We start from the raw sequence: 16,874 nt of genomic DNA, 5'->3' as shown, positions 1-16,874 counted from the left end.
TTGAGGTCGCGGGCAGTCTCGCGCTGGATCCGTCGATGCCACGTGCAGGATGCAGGATTCACCCGTCCATCACCGGGCGTGGGCTGATATGGCGCGGGACGATGCCGCCGATGCTGCGTTGTAGTGCATGAGCCGTCGCGCGGAACGCGATGATGCGTTGAAGCAGGATGCGTGCGACGAGATTGTGTGGGCATCGCCTGTATCCAGTTCGACGCCGGATTGTCAGCACCACGGCCAGGAGGCAGGTCATGAAACTGCTGTTTTCGATGCGTCACATTGCACTCGCTGCGGCACTCGCCGGTGTCTGCGCCCAGGCCGACGCCTGCACGCGCGTGGTGTACCTGGGCGACAACCAGGATGTGATCACGGCCCGCTCGATGGATTGGAAGAGCGACGTCGCCACCAATCTATGGGTGTTGCCCAAAGGCATCGACCGCGATGGCCAGGCCGGCCCGCGCTCGATCCGCTGGACGTCGCGGTACGGCAGTGTGGTGGCGACCGGGTATGACATCTCCACCACCGATGGCCTCAACGAAGCAGGGCTGTCAGCCAATCTGTTGTGGCTGGCCGAATCCCAGTATCCGCAGCAGCGTGACGGCAAACCAGGATTGGCCATTTCGTTGTGGGCACAGTACGCGCTAGACAATTTCGCCACCGTTGCCGAGGCCGTTGCCGCGCTGGAACGCGAGCCGTTTTCGGTCGTGACCGACAAGGTCCCGGGCGAGTCGCGGCTGGCCACGCTGCACCTGTCCTTGTCCGACGCCAGCGGCGACAGCGCCATCGTGGAGTACATCAACGGCAAGCAGGTGATCCACCATGATCGCGCCTATCAAGTGATGACCAACTCACCTGTGTTCGATCAGCAGCTGGCGCTCAACACGTACTGGCAGGAGATCGGTGGCACCGTGATGCTGCCCGGCACCAACCGCTCTGCCGATCGCTTCGCACGCGCGAAGTTCTACATCAACGCCATTCCCAAAAGCGAAGATCCGGTGGTCGCGCTGGCCAGCGTCTTCAGCGTGATCCGCAATGTGTCCGTGCCGTACGGGATCACCACGCCGGGTGAACCGAACATCTCGTCCACGCGCTGGCGGACCGTGGCCGACCACAAGCGCAGACTGTATTTCTTCGAATCGGCGATGACGCCCAATACCTTCTGGGTGGACCTCAACAACGCTGACTTTTCACGTGGTGCACCGGTGCTGAAACTCGACCTGGGGCCCGACCAGCGCAATGTGTTTGCCGGCGACGCGCTGCCACGTTTCCAGCCGGCCGATCCGTTCCGGTTCCTCGGGACCGACGGCTGAGCAGAATCAGACTAATCCGATATCCACGGGCCGTGGCCTGCTCTATCGTTCCTGCTGAGGGATGGATCCCTCCCGTCGTGAGCTTCTCGCCCAGGCATGCCGCAAAGGAACGATCCGTATGGTGATCAAGCTGCAACACATCGAGCGCCGCTGGCACGTCGTGCATCCGGCCAAATCCGCACCGATTGCCTTCCGCAATGGTGCCACCGCGTTTGATTTTGCCGATGCCCTGGCGCGTGAACACTACGCTGAAACGGGTACCAGCAGTGCCGTCCGGGTACAGGTGCTGGAGACCTACGTGGAGGCTGTCCGCTATGGCTGAGGTGACCGTTGGGTGGCTGACGGCCGGCATGTGACCGTCCGTCGCGCATCCAGTCAGCCTCGCGTCGGGTACCTAAATAGGGGATGAAATCAGCGACTTCTGGCCTATGTCGCACGGCCGGGCGATCACCGATCCTGTGCGCCTCCCCACACGGTAACGAGAAACGCATGACGAGCAACAGGAAGCCCATGGGGTCCAAGCGCTGGCTGTGGGCGGCGGTGCCCGCGCTGATGGCGCTGGCGGGCGCTGCCCAGGCGCAGAACTACGACCGCTATTACGATGACGGGTACAACGGTGGCCCGGTGCGTTGCGAGTCGGTCAAGAACCGGACCCAACAGTGCGCATTGCCCGGTCGTGCCCGCCTGGTGCGGCAGATCTCCGGCTCCCCGTGCATCGAAGGCCAGACCTGGGGCCAGGCCCGCGATGGCGTCTGGGTGACCCAGGGCTGCCGTGCGGAGTTCATCGCCGAGCGCGGCCGACCCTCGCACGGCGGCTGGGGCAACAATGGTGGCGGCTGGAACAATGGCGGCCATGGCAACGGCCGGGGCGAACTGATCACCTGCGATTCCAACGATCGTCGCCAGCGCCGCTGCAACGTGACCATCCGTCGTGATGCACGCCTGGTGCGTCAGACCTCCAAAACGGCCTGCATCGAAGGCCAGACCTGGGGCTGGGACCGCAACGGGGTCTGGGTTTCGGGCGGTTGCCGCGGTCAGTTCGCGGTGAATTGATCGGCACGCTGTCCCGATCCATGCGGCCTGCCATCATGGCGATGACAGGCCGCGGAGTGCGCGGAATCAGCCCGCAGCGCTGAGCGGCTGGCCGCTCTTGACCAGCATCGGCCAGCGCTTGAGCACGGCTTGGCGGATGCCGGCGGCATCGATGCCGGCTTCGGCCAGCAGGTCTTCGCGGCTGGCATGGTGCTGGAAGCTGTCGGGCAGGCCCAGGTGCAGGAACGGCTTGAGCACGTTCTCGGCATTGAGCAGCTCGGCCACGCCGGAACCGGCGCCGCCGGCGACCACGTTGTCTTCGATGGTCACGAAGCCCTCGTGGCGCTGCGCCAGCTCCAGCAGCAGGGCGCGGTCGAGCGGTTTGATGAAGCGCATGTTGACCACGGTCAGGCCGAGCTCGCGGCCCACCTGCTCGGCGGCCGTCAACGTGCTGCCGAAGGCGAGCAGGGCGATGCGGCTGCCCTGCAGGCGCAGGTCGGCCTTGCCGATCTCCAGCGTGGACAGATCCGTGCCGGCGGCGATGCCGGTGCCGCTGCCACGCGGATAGCGCACCGTAGCCGGACCGGCGTAACGCAGGCCGGTGGTCAGCATCTGGCGGCACTCGGCTTCATCGGAGGGCGCCATGACCACCATGTGCGGGACGCAGCGCAGGAAGCTCAGGTCCAGGTTGCCGGCATGGGTCGCGCCATCCGGGCCGACCACCCCGGCGCGGTCGATCGCAAACAGCACATCCAGCTCCTGCACGGCCACGTCGTGGACCAGCTGGTCATACGCGCGCTGCAGGAAGGTCGAGTAGATCGCCACCACCGGCTTGGCGCCTTGGGTGGCCATGCCGGCCGCCAAGGTCACCGCGTGCTGCTCGGCGATGGCCACGTCGAAGTAGCGCTCCGGGTATTCCTTGCTGAAGCGCACCAGGCCCGAGCCCTCGCGCATCGCCGGGGTGATGCCCATCAGCTTCGGTTCGGCCGCGGCGGCATCGCACAGCCAGTCGCTGAAGACGTCGGTATAGGTCGGTTTCTTGGCGCCGCCCTTGGCGACCAGGCCCTTGTCCGGATCGAACGGGCCGACCGCGTGATAACCGATTTGGTCACCTTCGGCGCGCTCGTAACCTTTGCCCTTGGTGGTCATCACGTGCAGCAGCTTCAGGCCCTTCAAGCTCTTGAGGGTCTTCAGCGTGGCGACCAGCGCCGGCACGTCGTGGCCGTCGATCGGGCCGGTGTAATGGAAGCCCATTTCCTCGAAGAACGTGGACGGCACGAACATGCCCTTCCAGTGTTCTTCCCAGCGTTTGACGAAGCGCGCGGTCGGGTTGTGCTTCTTGTCACCAAGAATCTTCTTGCCGCCTTCGCGCAGCGCGTTGAGCGTGCGGCTGCCGGTGGCGCGGCCGAGCATCTTGGTCAGCCCGCCGACCGCCTCGGAGATCGACATGTTGTTGTCGTTGAGGATCACCAGCAGGTTTGGCTCGTTGTCCATGCCGCCGGCGTGGTTGAGCGCTTCATAGGCCATGCCGGCGGTCATCGCACCATCGCCGATCACGGCCACCACCTTGCGGTCATCGCCTTCGGCTTGGCGTGCGATCGCCATGCCCAGCGCGGCCGAGATCGAGGTCGAGGAATGGCCGACGCCGAAGGTGTCGTACTCGCTTTCTTCGCGCTTGGGGAATGGCGCGACGCCGTCCTTCTGCTTGACCGTGTGGATCTCGTCGCGACGGCCGGTCAGGATCTTGTGCGGGTAGGTCTGATGACCCACGTCCCAGACCAGCTGATCGACGGGCGTCTGATACAGGTAGTGCAGGGCGACCGTCAGTTCGATCACGCCCAGGCCGGCGCCGAAATGGCCGCCGCTCTTGCCCACCGATTCAATCAGGTAGGCACGCAGTTCATCCGCGATGGCGGGCAGTTCGGATTCATCGAACCTGCGCAGGTCATCCGGTGACTGGATGCGCGCAAGGCGGGGATAGCGGGCGGAGTCGATCATGTTTATCGCGCTTCTTCTGAGCGCCTATTTTCCCCCCCAAATGGGGGTGGGGCAAGCAAACCGCCTTTTCAGTGAGTAAACGGTGACGGTGGCTGCGACAGAACGTCGCAGCGCGCTCAGGCGCAGAGCTTGGAACGCTTGGGCAGCTGCGCCTTCAGGAACGCCATCTGGTCGGCCAGGATGTTGCGGTTGGACAGGATCATGTGCTCGATCCAGCTGGGCCGGTAGGGCACGGCCAGCAGCGGCATGCCGGCCTGCTGCGGGGTCCGGTTGCTCTTGCGCGAGTTGCAGTGGAAGCACGCACTGACCACGTTCTCCCACACGTCCAGGCCGCCCTTGGAGATCGGCATGACATGGTCGCGGGTCAGCTGCGGGCGGTTGAACTGCTGCCCGCAGTACAGGCACAGATGCGCATCGCGCGCGAACAGCGCGGGATTGGACAGATTCGGGGTGGGGTCGATCGCACGGGAACGGGCATGGCCGCGGGCGGCGATGATCGGGTGCAGGTCCAGGCCGCTCTGCAGGCCGGTGGTGCGGCAGATGCCGCCGTGGATGTGCAGGCAGGGATCACCGAGGGTCCAGGCCACCGCGCCGCGCGCGTAAAGGCAGGACGCGTCCTGCCAATTGATCCAGTCGAGTACGCGCCCGTGGGCGTCCAGGGCCAATAATCGTACCGAGCCAGGCCGATGCAGCGTAACGATCGGCGATACCTCGGCGACCGGGGCGGACGAGGCTCCGGTATCGATCAGACCCAAGCGTGTAGTGTCTGTCTCCATCGGGAAAACAGCTTATACCCGAATCGTTACGAATTGGGTATAGGGCCGAGAGCCCCTTTGCCCAATTCGTAACGATTCGGTTGGGCATTCCACCTTATCCCCCCGCCTTCGGCGCGCCCCCTTGAACAACAAGGGGGCTTTTCTCCAGAAGGTGTAGCGGGGTGCCGACCAACGGTCGGCACCTACCGACGATCAGGCATCGGTGCTCCGACTGGCGGTCGGAACCTGCGTAGCAATCAGGTAGCCACCGACCGTTGGTCGGTGGTCTGGCGACCGATCAACCTTCGCCGAAGTGCGCGTCGGTCATCGCCATCAGCGGTTCGGCACCGGACTGGATCGCGGCGGCGTGGCTGAGCGTGCGCGGCAGCACGCGGGCGAAGTAGAAGCGGGCGGTCTCGCGCTTGGCCTGCTTGAACGCCTCGCTCTGCGCGGAGGCATCGGCGGCGGCGACGCTGCGTGCCCACCAGTAGGCGAGCACCACATAACCCGAATAGAACAGGTAATCGAAGCTGGCTGCGCCCAGTTCGTCCGGGTTGGTGGCCGCGCGCTGCAGGGTCGCCATGGTGAGCTTGGCCCACTCATCGGCCTTGGCGCGCAGTGGAACGATGAACTCGGCCAGCGCTTCGTTGCCTTCATTGGCCTGGGCGAAGGCCTCGATCTCGGCCAGCATCAGCTTCAGGCCGGCGCCTTGGCTGGAGGCGGTCTTGCGACCGATCAGGTCCAGCGCCTGGATGCCGGTGGTGCCTTCATACAGCGTGGTGATGCGGGCATCGCGGGCCAGCTGCTCCATGCCATGTTCGCGGATGTAACCGTGGCCACCGAAGCACTGCAGCGCGTTGTAGGTGTTCTCGATGCCCCATTCGGTCTGGCAGGCCTTGGAGATCGGGGTGAGGAAGCTCACCAGCGTGTCGGCGCGTTCGCGCTCGCCGGCATCCTGCGCATGGTGGGCGACGTCGATCAGGGTGGCCGCGTGCAGGGCGAGCAGGCGGCTGCCTTCGACCAGCGATTTGATGGTCAGCAGCATGCGCCGCACATCCGGGTGGACCAGGATCGGGTCGGCCGGCTTTTCCGGATTCTTCGGGCCGCTCAGCGAACGCGACTGCAGGCGCTCGCGGCTGTACTTCAGTGCGTTCTGGTAAGCACGCTCGGACAGGCCGATACCCTGCAGGCCGACGCCCAGGCGCGCAGTGTTCATCATGGTGAACATTGCCTGCAGGCCCTTGTGCGGCTGCCCGACCAGGTAACCTTCGGCGCCGTCGAAGTTCATCACGCAGGTAACCGAGCCCTTGATCCCCATCTTGTGTTCGATCGAGCCGCAGCGCAGCGCGTTGCGCTCGCCGACCTTGCCCTCGCGATCGACCTTGAACTTGGGGGTGACGAACAGCGAGATGCCCTTGGCGCCCGCCGGTGCGTCGGGCAGCTTGGCCAGCACCAGGTGCACGATGTTGTCGGTGAGATCGTGCTCGCCAGCGGTGATGAAGATCTTGGTGCCGGTAATGGCGTAGCTGCCGTCCGCGTTCGGTTCGGCCTTGGTCTTGAGCAGGCCCAGGTCGGTGCCGCAATGCGGTTCGGTCAGGCACATGGTGCCGGTCCAGCGGCCTTCGATCAGCGGCTTGAGGAAGGCGTCCTGCTGCCAGGCCTCGCCATGCTGCTTGAGCGCTTCGATCGCACCGTGCGAGAGCAGCGGGAAGTTGCCCCAGGCCAGGTTGGCGGCGTTGATCATTTCATTGAGCGGCACGCCCAGCGTATGTGGCAGACCCTGGCCGCCCAGCTCCGGCGCAGCGGTCAGGCCGGTCCAGCCGCCGTCGACAAACTGTGTGTACGCCTGCTGGAAACCGGGCGGGGTGGTGACTTCGCCGGTGGCCTGGTCAAGCACGCAGCCGATCTCGTCGCCCACGCTGTTCAACGGTGCCAGCACGCTGGCGCTGAAACGGCCGGCTTCTTCCAGTACGGCATCCACCACATCGGCGGTGGCATCGGTCAGGCCGAGGCGCGCGAACAGCGGCTCGACCTTGAGCACGTCATGCAGGGCGAAACGGATATCGGAAAGCGGGGCGGTGTAGCTGCTCATCGGAGACGGTCTCGATCAGTGGCGAAGGGTGGCGGACAGCCCGCCGGTCAGCGCAGGACGCCGGGCAGGCCAGGGGCCTGGTTGAGCGTGCTGCGGCTGTCAATTTCGAAGGTGCGTTGCTTCTTTTCCTGTGGGGTGGCGCTCACCGAACCCTTCAGCGAATACCCCAGGGTGCGGTTGCCGGCCAGCGCGTCGGCCATCACCAGGCGCGCGCCGGAGCTCGGCTTGAGGTCGACGTTGATCACATCGGCCGACACCCCGCCGATCGACAGCGCCGGACGCAACTGCAGCAGACCGGCATCCTGGTCGCTTACGTTCAACTGCAGCGAAACATTGTCGAACGTCATGGGCATGGAGCTGAAGTTCTGCAGGCGCAGCGCGACCGTCCAGCTGCCATCGGCGCGCACCGTCAATTCCTGCACGCTGGCGGCCGGCTCGGAGACGCGTTTGACCGTCTTGTTGCAGGCGGCAAGGGCCAGGCAGGCGACGGCGATCAGGCCGATGGTGAGGGCGGAACGGAAGCGGTGGGACATGACGCAATCCTCAGGCAGGTGCTGCATGGATATGAGCATACTACGGCGTATGGTGTCATTGCTGCCCGTTGACAGCAGGGGGCAAGGGTAGGGCACCGGGATGACCGGGCCACGTGCTTTTGGTCTTGAGGAGGGGGCGAGGGCCCGGGCAGGCCGGTGGCCGGCCCAGGTTCAGTCCAGCGGCGCCATCACCCGCAATGGGGCGAGGTCATAGCCCATCGCCTCGGCACGGGCCTTGAGCTGCTCGAACAGGGCGGTGTCCATGCTCGGCGAGCGCGACAGGATCCACAGATAGTTGCGGTCCGGCTCGCCGACCACCGCCCACTGGTAGCCCGGGTCCAGCGCGATGACCCAGTAGTCGGCCCAGACCAGCGGCACCCAGGAAAGCCAATCGGGCACGAAGCGCACCTGCAGCCGCCCGGGATGGCCTTCGACCGGGCGCGCCACGCCATCGGCGGCGACGCGATCGCCGTCTGCTTGGCGGCAGACGTTGTGCACGCTGATCCGGCCATCCGCACGCAGGCTGTAGGTGGCGGTGATGTCGCCGACGCACTTCTTCTGGAACGACACCGGCAGGTGTGCGATCTCATGCCATTGGCCGGCATAGCGGTCCATGTCCAGCGCTTCCACCGAGCTCACCGGTGCGGCCGCCCAGGCCGACCCGTTGGCAGCGAGGGCGAGCAGGGCACTGATCAGATAACGGCTGCGCATCGTCGACACTCCACACAAGACGCAGCGAGCTTAGGCACAGGCCAGACGGAATTTGTGAATATTCCGTATAGCGCCACAGCCCACGCGCGGATTTCAACCCCGAGGGGTTCGACCGCGTTGCAATCCGCTGCGAATCGTCGCGTCGATCATCGCGTGCCGAACCGCAGACAAAAAAAATGACCTGCATTTCTGCAGGTCATTTGAAATTGTGGTGGCCGGGGACGGAATCGAACCGCCGACACGGGGATTTTCAATCCCCTGCTCTACCAACTGAGCTACCCGGCCACTTCATCGCTGCGTTGCCGCTGGCGAGGACGCGAATAATACGGAGGTATGAGGGGTTCGGCAAGCGTTTCGCAAAAAAAATTTCACATTTGTTTCCGAGCGCTTGTCCGCAGGCACCCAAGTGCTTGATCCAGAGGGCGCGAACGCATCGTCGGAGCGCATGAACATCAGTTCAGGCGGCGGCGCTCGGCGCCGGTGGCGTTCGCCGCGCGACGGGCGTCAGTTCGTGGCAGGGCACTGCAGGCTGACCAGGCGTTCGTCGGCAAAGCGCGCCACGATGCGATCGCTGCTGGTTTTGTGGGCCGACCACTGGGCGTCCATGCCGGCACCACGAAGCGGATTGCCCAGCTGGAAATACACTTTGCCGCGCGAATCACCAGGCTGCAGCCCGGCGCACCCGGCAATCGGCGCGGCGCGTTGACCGCAGTCGCCCTGCAGCAGGCACAGGCGCGTGTAGCACTGACCGGTGCCGGAGGACCAGTGCCCCTGTGCAGCGAGGCAACCGGGCTCGGTCGCCAGGACCACCCAGCAGGCCAGGCCGAACACGGTGGTGGCGGACATCAGTACCGGCAGCAGATGGCGGCGTGGGCGGGAAGAGGCGACGTGCATGACGCGATCATGCGCCCTGCCCAACGGCGTGGGCAATGCTGCATCCACGTACGTACGCATGGAATGCTGTGACGCGACCGGGATCATCAGTCGCTGTCGCACAAGGCAACTGCACCGGCACGCAGCGCTGCACGGGTGGAACGCTGTTTTGCCCCCGGCCCGGACGCGGCCGGAGCGCTTACTGTCGTGGTCCCTTTCCAGTCTCTCCCGGAGCGATCCGCTGATGAACGCGCTCACCAACACCCGCATCGTGCTCGCCTCGCGCCCGGACGGAGCTCCCGTCACGGCGAACTTCCGCATTGAACAGGTGCCGGTTCCTACGCCTGGCGCTGGCGAGGTGCTGCTGCGCAATCGCTATCTGTCGCTGGATCCCTACATGCGCGGTCGCATGGAGGAGGGGCCATCCTATGCCGCGCCGGTCGCGCTGGATGCGGTGATGGAAGGACGCACCGTCGCTGAAGTGCTCGCCTCCAACCATCCGGGCTTCGCCGTCGGCGAGCATGTCCTGGCACCCGGCAATTGGCAGACGCATGCCGTCGTCAACGGCGATCAGATCAGCCGCACGCTGGAGGACACCGGTCTGCCGATCAGTACGGCACTGGGTGTGTACGGTATGCCCGGATTCACGGCATACGTGGGCCTGCAGGAAATCGGCAGGCCGCAGCCGGGCGAAACCCTGGTGGTGGCTGCTGCCAGCGGCCCGGTCGGTGCGACGGTGGGGCAGATCGCCAAGCTGCAGGGCGCGCGCACGGTGGGCATTGCCGGTGGCGAGCAGAAGCGCGCGTATCTGGAAACGCTGGGCTTCGATGTGGCGCTGGACCATCGCGCCGACGATTTCGCCGCGCAGCTGCGTGCCGCGGTGCCGGACGGCATCGATGTCTATTTCGAAAACGTCGGCGGGCATGTGTTCGATGCGGTCGCGCCGCTGCTCAACGACTTCGCACGCATTCCAGTCTGCGGCACCATCGCCACCTACAACGCGCGCGGCGCGGTACTGCCTGGCCCGGACCGGTTGCCGGGCTTCATCAGCCAGGTGCTGCGCCAACGGCTCACCGTGCGCGGCTTCATCCAGTCCGACCTGCACGCCTTCTTCCCGGCCTTCCTGCGCGACATGGGGCGGTGGCTGAAGGACGGCCGCGTGCAGTATCGCGAAGATATCGTGGAGGGCCTGGAAAACGCGCCGGAGGCGTTCTTCGGCCTGCTCAAGGGCCGCAACTTCGGCAAGCTGGTGGTCAAACTGACCTGACGGCACGGGGCGTGCGCCGGCAGGTCACGCTGTCATCAAGTCATCATCATCGGCGGCCACACTACGCCGCTGTGCGGCGGTGATGGAGTGGTGGGGCATGGCGGGTAAGGCGATGCTCCGGCAAGGGCAGGTGCGCGTGTTGTTCGGCGGTGATCGCCACGCCTCGCTGGCCTATGCCACCGCCCATTTCGGCAAGAGCCTGTTCTGGCAGGCCGGCGAACTGCTGCTGGCCTTCTTCCTCACCGAAGCGGCCGGCCTGGTGCCCGCCGCGATGGGCGGGGTGATCGCACTGAGCCTGCTGGCCAGTGCGGCCAGCGACCTGTTGGTCGGCCACGCCCTGCGCAGGACATTGTCCAGCGTGCGGGGGGGCGCACTCCTGCAGTTGCAGGGCGCGGCGCTGGCGGCGCTGGCGCTGGTCTGCCTGTTCACCACCGCCCATCTGCCGGCGGAATTGCGCCTGCCATTCGCGCTGGGCATGGCACTGCTGTTCCGCGTGGGATACAGCGTGTACGACACACCGCAGAACGTCCTGCTCAGTCTGGCGACGACCGACAGCGTCGGCCGCGCGCGCGGTGCAGCAACCCGGATCGCGGTCAGCGGCGGCGCAGGACTCGGGCTCGCGCTGGCGGTGGCGCCGCTGCTGGTGGACGACGGCGTCCCCAGCCAGGCGACCCGCTTCCTGCTGTTGACCGTGTTGATGGCGGTCGTGGCGATGGGCAGTGCCTGCTGGTTGTGGCGGGTGTTGCGCCATGCCGGCGAGGGCGCCGCGCCGCGACTGCCCGGCAGCCCCGGCGCGGAGGCAAACCCGCCGTGGCCGCTGCTGGGCCTGTTTTTCATCCTGTTGGTGAGCGTGCCGCTGTTCGGCAAGCTGGAACCCTATTTCGCGGTGCACGTACTGCGCTCCCCCGGCTGGGGCGGGGCGCTGGTTACCGCCAGCGCGTTGGCCACGATCGTGTCGCAACCGCTGTGGCGGCGGGTGATCACGGGGCGCGGGCACACCGGATTGGTGATCGCTTTCAGCACACTGCTGCTGGCGTGCGCAGGGCTGTGGCTGCTCACTGCGTACCAACCCTGGATGGCGCTGTGCTGCGCGATGCTGCTTGGCATGGCCGGGGGTGGCCTGGGGCTGACCCTATGGTCAGCGTACGCCGATGCCGCCGCGACCCTGCCGGGCGCTCGTATCGGCCTGGCCTACGCCGCCCTGACCGCCACCTCCAAGCTGGCGCTGGCCATGGGGGCGCTGCTGCTGGGCGCCCTGCTGGGCGGGTTTGACTATCGCGAGGCCGACAACGAGCGGATCATCTGGCTGATGGCGGCGGGACCGGCCATCGGTGCAGTGGGATGCATCGTCTTCGCGCTGCTCTGGCACCACTTTTCAGTAACACGGATGGAGACGATGCATGCCAAAACCAGTTGAGAACGTCGTACGCAGCGAGGCCGTCGCGGGGGAGGCACCGGCCACCCAGGCCGACCTGCTCATCGCCATCGCGCGACGCGAACTGGCCCTGCAGGGGTCACGTGCCCTGAGCTTCCGCCGGTTGGCGGCCGCCGGTGGGGTCACCCTGGCGACGCTGAGTTACCACCTGGGCAGCAAGGCCGACATCGTGCAGCAGTTGCTGGACGCAGAGCGTCAGCGTGATGCGCGCTGGCACGATATCTGGCAGGCGCGGCTGGCCAGCGTCCGCCAGTTCGACCCGGCGACCCTGGCGGCGACGGTGGAGGGGTATCTGGACGATGCCCAGGGCGAGGCCGATGCGGGCGCTGCCCGCCTGACCAGCCTGATCTGGGCCGACCTGCTGCTGCGCGCGGGTGTGGATACCGATCTGGCAGTGCGCCTGCGTCCCTGGCTGCAGGCCCGCCGTGATTTCTGGCGTGCGCTGTTGGCTGGCCGCATCGTCGACAGCGTGCGCTGGGCCGATGCGGTGTTCGCCTATGTCAGCGATGAAGGCGTGCATGGTCTGGCGCTGGGGGCGAATGCGGACTACCGGTTGCTGCGGCGGATGGCGGTATCGCGCCTGGCGCGGCGGCTGGATCCGGCGCAGCGCGACGGGCTTGCCGGCAGCAGTCTGTTCGACGCGCTGGTACGGCGCCTGGATCCGCAGCTCGGCCTGCCGGGCCCGCAGGGCGATTCGGCGTTGCTGGCTCCCGGCCGCCGTCGCGACATCGCGGTGGCTGCCTGCGACGTCATCCTGGAAGAAGGCGCCGAAGCGGTGACCCATCGTGCCGTGGGTGAGCGCCTGGGCATACCGGCGTCTACCGTGGCCTACCACTGCCGCAGCGGTCGCGATCTGCTGCGGGCCGGGCAGGAGATGGTGTATCTGGTCGCCCAGGGGCGCATGCCGGCACCCGGCGTGGATTCGCCCGAGCGGCGGCAGCGGGTCACCATGCGGGGCACCTTGGCGATCAGCCTGGCGGCCGCGCGCGATCCCGAACTGGCGCCACAGGCGATGGACCTGCGCCGGCTGCGCGGCGAGAACCTGGTGCACATCCTGCGCAGCACAGGGTACGCACGCGTGGACGGCCTGGACGGGCAGGCCGCGGCGCTGGCCGGCCTTGGCGCCACGGCGCTGGCGGCAGCGGACAGTGGCGCGGTGATGCCGCCCGGCGCAGTGCTGGACTGGCTGACCGAGGCGCTGAGGGGTTGAACAACTGTTTTGTAGAATCGAAATGCGCCATCTATGGATGAATACTAATTCCGTACAACCGTAATCTATCTGTCACTGCGGGTGCCTAGTATCCCCCGGTCTTGAACCGACCAGGGGATTCCAGCATGTGTGCCACTTTCAAACGTTCCACGTTGTCCCTCGCCCTGCTGCCCTTACTGGGGCTGCAGCTGTCTGAACACGCGTCTGCCCAGGAGGCGCGCGCCAGCGCCGGGGCGGCCACGCTTGATGCGGTGGTGGTTACCGCGCAGAAGCGCGAGCAGTCGATCAAGGACGTGCCGATCTCGATCGCCGCAGTCACCGGGCAGGAGATCGAGAAGCAGAACTTCACCGATTTCGAGCGCCTGTCCACCCGCATTCCGGGCTTCTTCGTGCAGCAGCAGACCGACAGCTCGGCCAGCTTCGTGATGCGGGGCATCGAGGCAGGCAACGCCGGTGCGGTCTCCGAGCCGAGCATCTCGTTCTTCCTCAACGACGTGGATACCAGCCGGTCGCGCGGCATGCTCAAGGAGTTGTACGACCTGGAGCGCGTGGAAGTGGCCAAGGGACCGCAGGGCACGCTGTACGGACGCGGCGCGCAGATCGGCGCGATCGCGGTCCATACGCGCAAGGCCGATCCCTCCAATTGGGAATGGTCGATGGAGGGCCAGCTCGGCAACTACAACCTTTACAGCGCGACGGCGGTGTTGAACGCGCCACTGGTCAAGGACGAACTGGGCCTGCGCCTGGCGGTGCGCAAGCGCGAGCGCGACGGCTACGTGCGCAACCTGGCCGGCGGCCCCAAGCTCAACGATGACGATATGACGGCCGCGCGGATGTCGTTGCGCTGGCTGCCGCGCGAGGACGTGAGCATGGACCTGATCGTCGACCACCAGGCCGACGACGATGGATTCGTGATGACCAAGGCGATCAATATCGCTTCGCCCGGTGGCGACACCAGTCCGTATTCCGATGCCGCGCAGACCTCCTACGATCCGCCGCAGCAGCGCCGCCAGACCGGCGTGACCCTGCTGACCGACTGGACCCTGTCCGATGCGTGGCAGATCCGCTCCATCAGTGCGTGGCGCGAAGTGGAGTTCGCCGAATCCTGGGACATGGATGGCACGTCCTATCCGTTCCTGATCGGCCGCAACTGGGCTGACAACCAGCGCATCCTCAGCCAGGAGTTCCGCCTGGCCTACGATGCCGGCGGTCGCTTCCGCACCGCGTTCGGGCTCGGCTATTACGACGACAAGACCTACAACCTCAGCCAGACCACCATCAACGAGCAGTACCTGCTGGCCGGTTTCCCGAACAGCACCACGCCGGTCACCGACTACCGGGGGCAGCCGGTCACCAGCGGTGTGTATACGCTCAACAGCACCCGCAACCACCGCGGCAGTGCCTCGGCATACGTCAACGCCTCATACGACGTGCTGCCGGTGCTGACGCTGGATGCGGGCGTCCGCTTCACGAAGGACCAGGCCCGCGTGCGCAATGCCGCCACAGTCGGCACCGTCGATGGGATCGCCCCGATCGCGATGCCCAACGGGCTGGGCAATTCGCTGGGCCAGGAGTTCAGTACCCGGGGCGATTTCAGTCTGCTGCAGCCGCGCGCGGCGTTGACCTGGCGCGCCACTGACCAGATCAACGTATATGCCGGCGTGTCGCGCGGGCTGCGCTCGGGCTACCCGCAGATCAGCTTCGCCGCGCCGGTCGGCGGCGTGCCGCAACCGGTCTTCGGCAAGCTGGGCACCGAGGAAGTGCTGAACTACGAGATCGGCGCCAAGGGCACGATCGGCAAACGCTTCTACTTCGATGCGGCCGCCTTCACCTACGACTACAACGACTTCCAGACCCGTGCCGCCGACCTCACCGTGGGCATGGTCAATGCCGGCAAGGCCTCGGCCCACGGCGTGGAACTCAGTGGCGCCTGGCAGTTGACTCCGTCGCTCACGGTGTCCAGTGCCTACGCGTACCTGCACACCCGCTATGACAGCTTCTTCGAGGTGGTGAACGGCACGCTGGTGGATCGCTCCGGCAATGTGTTCCGGATGGCGCCCACGCATACCGCCAGCCTCACGCTGGATTGGCGCGGTGCCGCGTTCGGACGTTGGGAGGTCTTCGGCAATGCCAACTACGCCTGGCGCTCGAAGTACTACCTCAACAACGACAACCTCGACAGCGAGAGCCAGAAGGCCTTCGCGCTGGTCGACCTGCGTGCCGGCCTGGAACGCAATGACGGTGCGGTGCTGGTCGAGGCCTACGTCGAGAACGCCTTCAACCGCGAGTGGGTGCGTGACGTCGGCAACGGCGGCAAGTACTTCGGCGTGCCCACCGCCATCCGCGCCAACCCGCGCATGTTCGGTATCCGGGTGCGCTTCCAGGGCTGGGGAGAAGCCAAATGATCCGCGCTGTCCTGTGTACCGGTGTGCTCGCGCTGGCGATGGCCGGGTCCGCTACCGCGGCCGAACCACGCCTCAACCAGATCCAGGTGGTGGGTACCCACAACAGTTACAGCCAGCCGGCCGACCCGCGGGTGTTCGAGGTGATGGACCCGCTGCTGACGCCGTTGATCAACGGCATGATGAAGAAGATGCCCGAACAGATGCGGCGCGACTTCGTCGATGAGCATCCCAACAGCTTCGACGATGGCCTGCGTCCGGCGCTGGAGTACCGCTTTCCGACCCTGGAGACCCAGCTGCGCGCCGGTCTGCGCAGCGTGGAGCTGGATCTGAACGTCGATCATGACGGTGGCCGCTTCGTCGATCCGCTGCCCTACCGGCTGCTGCGCGCGCGCGGTGAGCGCGACCTGGAGCCGTTGTTCGACGACGCGCTGCGCGAGCCCGGCCTGAAGACGCTGCACATGGTCGATGTCGACTTCCGCAGCAGTTGCCCGACGCTGCGCTTGTGCCTGCAGCAGATGCGCGCCTGGTCCGATGCCACTCCCGGGCACTCGCCCGTGTTCGTGCTGCTGGAGCCGAAGTTCGCCAGTTTCACTACGGCGATTCCCGGTGCTACGCCGGTGGAGCCGTTCGACGCGCGGGCCTTCGCGGAAATGGATGCGTCCATCGCCGAGATCCTGGGGCGTGACCGGGTGATCACGCCCGATGACCTGCGTGGCCGGCAACCCACGCTGGAAGCGGCGGCCAGAGCAGGGCAGTGGCCGCTGCTGTCGGCGGCGCGCGGCAAGTTCGTGTTCCTGATGATCGTGCCGGGGCTGAACCTGAACACCTTCGCGCCCTACCTGGAGGGGCATCCCAATCTGGAAGGACGCATGGCGTTCGTGCAGGGCCGGCCCGGAATGCCGCACGCGGCCTTCGTGATGATCGACAACGCACTGACCCGTGGCGACGAAATCCGGCAGCTGGTGGCCCAGGGCTATCTGGTGCGCAGTCGCGCGGACATCGATACCGGTGAGGCACGCCGCGACGATACCGGGCGCCGCGATGCGGCCCTGGCCAGCGGTGCGCAGATCATCTCGACGGATTACCCGTTCGCGCCGAACATTTTCGGCAATGCATACGTGGTGCCGCCGTTCCCTGGCGGATTGCGGGCCAATCCGGTGAACGAGGCCGAGTGATGCGGTGCTGGCGGCATGCGGACATGGTGCGCACACGGCGGCGACCGGCGCCTCACGGGCGCCATGCGATGCTGCCGCCAC

At 66.3% G+C, this 16,874-nt stretch carries 15 protein-coding genes and 1 tRNA gene; 8 read left to right on the top strand and 8 right to left on the bottom strand.

Annotated elements, in window-relative coordinates:
• Positions 1-58 precede the first annotated feature (58 nt).
• Positions 59-250, bottom strand: coding sequence for a hypothetical protein (locus tag AC07WC_RS03590; protein WP_495208808.1), 192 nt, complete (start codon positions 248-250; stop codon positions 59-61).
• Between AC07WC_RS03590 and AC07WC_RS03585 the strand changes: the two genes are divergently transcribed.
• The 3 genes from AC07WC_RS03585 (at position 249) to AC07WC_RS03575 (ending at position 2,360) form a co-directional block, all read left to right on the top strand.
• Positions 249-1,307 carry a linear amide C-N hydrolase gene (locus AC07WC_RS03585; RefSeq protein WP_495208807.1) on the top strand — a complete coding sequence of 353 codons (1,059 nt, stop codon included), beginning with the start codon at positions 249-251 and terminating at the stop codon, positions 1,305-1,307. The two genes, AC07WC_RS03590 and AC07WC_RS03585, sit on opposite strands and share 2 nt — an antisense overlap.
• 118 nt (positions 1,308-1,425) lie before the next feature.
• Positions 1,426-1,629, top strand: coding sequence for a hypothetical protein (locus AC07WC_RS03580; RefSeq protein WP_495208806.1), 204 nt, complete (start codon positions 1,426-1,428; stop codon positions 1,627-1,629).
• A 167-nt stretch (positions 1,630-1,796) separates the two neighbouring features.
• Complete coding sequence (locus tag AC07WC_RS03575; RefSeq protein WP_495208805.1) at positions 1,797-2,360, top strand: DUF3011 domain-containing protein; 564 nt, start codon at positions 1,797-1,799, stop codon at positions 2,358-2,360.
• Positions 2,361-2,426: 66 nt separating this feature from the next.
• Here the strand turns inward: AC07WC_RS03575 and dxs are convergent, their stop codons facing one another.
• The 7 genes from dxs to AC07WC_RS03540 form a co-directional block, all read right to left on the bottom strand.
• Positions 2,427-4,337 carry a 1-deoxy-D-xylulose-5-phosphate synthase gene (gene dxs / locus AC07WC_RS03570; protein ID WP_495208804.1) on the bottom strand — a complete coding sequence of 637 codons (1,911 nt, stop codon included), beginning with the start codon at positions 4,335-4,337 and terminating at the stop codon, positions 2,427-2,429.
• A gap of 116 nt (positions 4,338-4,453) precedes the next feature.
• Positions 4,454-5,113 (bottom strand): HNH endonuclease, encoded by a 660-nt coding sequence (locus AC07WC_RS03565; RefSeq protein ID WP_495208803.1) that lies wholly within the window; start codon positions 5,111-5,113, stop codon positions 4,454-4,456.
• Between the two features lie 277 nt (positions 5,114-5,390).
• Complete coding sequence (locus AC07WC_RS03560; RefSeq protein ID WP_495208802.1) at positions 5,391-7,184, bottom strand: acyl-CoA dehydrogenase C-terminal domain-containing protein; 1,794 nt, start codon at positions 7,182-7,184, stop codon at positions 5,391-5,393.
• Between the two features lie 47 nt (positions 7,185-7,231).
• Positions 7,232-7,717 carry a hypothetical protein gene (locus AC07WC_RS03555; protein ID WP_495208801.1) on the bottom strand — a complete coding sequence of 162 codons (486 nt, stop codon included), beginning with the start codon at positions 7,715-7,717 and terminating at the stop codon, positions 7,232-7,234.
• A gap of 171 nt (positions 7,718-7,888) precedes the next feature.
• Entirely contained in the window at positions 7,889-8,428 is a 540-nt protein-coding gene (locus AC07WC_RS03550) for a lipocalin family protein (protein WP_495208800.1), read from the bottom strand.
• A gap of 209 nt (positions 8,429-8,637) precedes the next feature.
• Positions 8,638-8,713, bottom strand: a tRNA-Phe gene (locus tag AC07WC_RS03545).
• Positions 8,714-8,932: 219 nt separating this feature from the next.
• Positions 8,933-9,322, bottom strand: coding sequence for a hypothetical protein (locus tag AC07WC_RS03540; protein ID WP_495208799.1), 390 nt, complete (start codon positions 9,320-9,322; stop codon positions 8,933-8,935).
• A 223-nt stretch (positions 9,323-9,545) separates the two neighbouring features.
• Here AC07WC_RS03540 and curA point away from each other — a divergent pair, with 223 nt between their 5' ends.
• The 5 genes from curA to AC07WC_RS03515 all read left to right on the top strand — a co-directional run bounded on the left by curA (position 9,546) and on the right by AC07WC_RS03515 (position 16,793).
• Positions 9,546-10,568 (top strand): NADPH-dependent curcumin/dihydrocurcumin reductase, encoded by a 1,023-nt coding sequence (gene curA, locus AC07WC_RS03535; RefSeq protein ID WP_495208798.1) that lies wholly within the window; start codon positions 9,546-9,548, stop codon positions 10,566-10,568.
• A gap of 97 nt (positions 10,569-10,665) precedes the next feature.
• Entirely contained in the window at positions 10,666-11,985 is a 1,320-nt protein-coding gene (locus AC07WC_RS03530) for an MFS transporter (protein WP_495208797.1), read from the top strand.
• Positions 11,969-13,213 carry a TetR family transcriptional regulator gene (locus AC07WC_RS03525; protein ID WP_495208796.1) on the top strand — a complete coding sequence of 415 codons (1,245 nt, stop codon included), beginning with the start codon at positions 11,969-11,971 and terminating at the stop codon, positions 13,211-13,213. Before AC07WC_RS03530 ends, AC07WC_RS03525 begins: the two co-directional genes overlap by 17 nt.
• Before the next feature lie 125 nt (positions 13,214-13,338).
• Positions 13,339-15,618, top strand: coding sequence for a TonB-dependent receptor (locus tag AC07WC_RS03520; RefSeq protein ID WP_495208795.1), 2,280 nt, complete (start codon positions 13,339-13,341; stop codon positions 15,616-15,618).
• Complete coding sequence (locus AC07WC_RS03515) at positions 15,615-16,793, top strand: Ca2+-dependent phosphoinositide-specific phospholipase C (protein WP_495208794.1); 1,179 nt, start codon at positions 15,615-15,617, stop codon at positions 16,791-16,793. Before AC07WC_RS03520 ends, AC07WC_RS03515 begins: the two co-directional genes overlap by 4 nt.
• The last annotated feature ends 81 nt before the right edge of the window (positions 16,794-16,874 follow it).

The organism is Stenotrophomonas sp. GW821-FHT01H02A, from assembly GCF_059422145.1.
The sequence above is the reverse complement of the archived record's forward strand: the minus strand, read 5'-3'. Positions and strand labels throughout refer to the sequence as shown.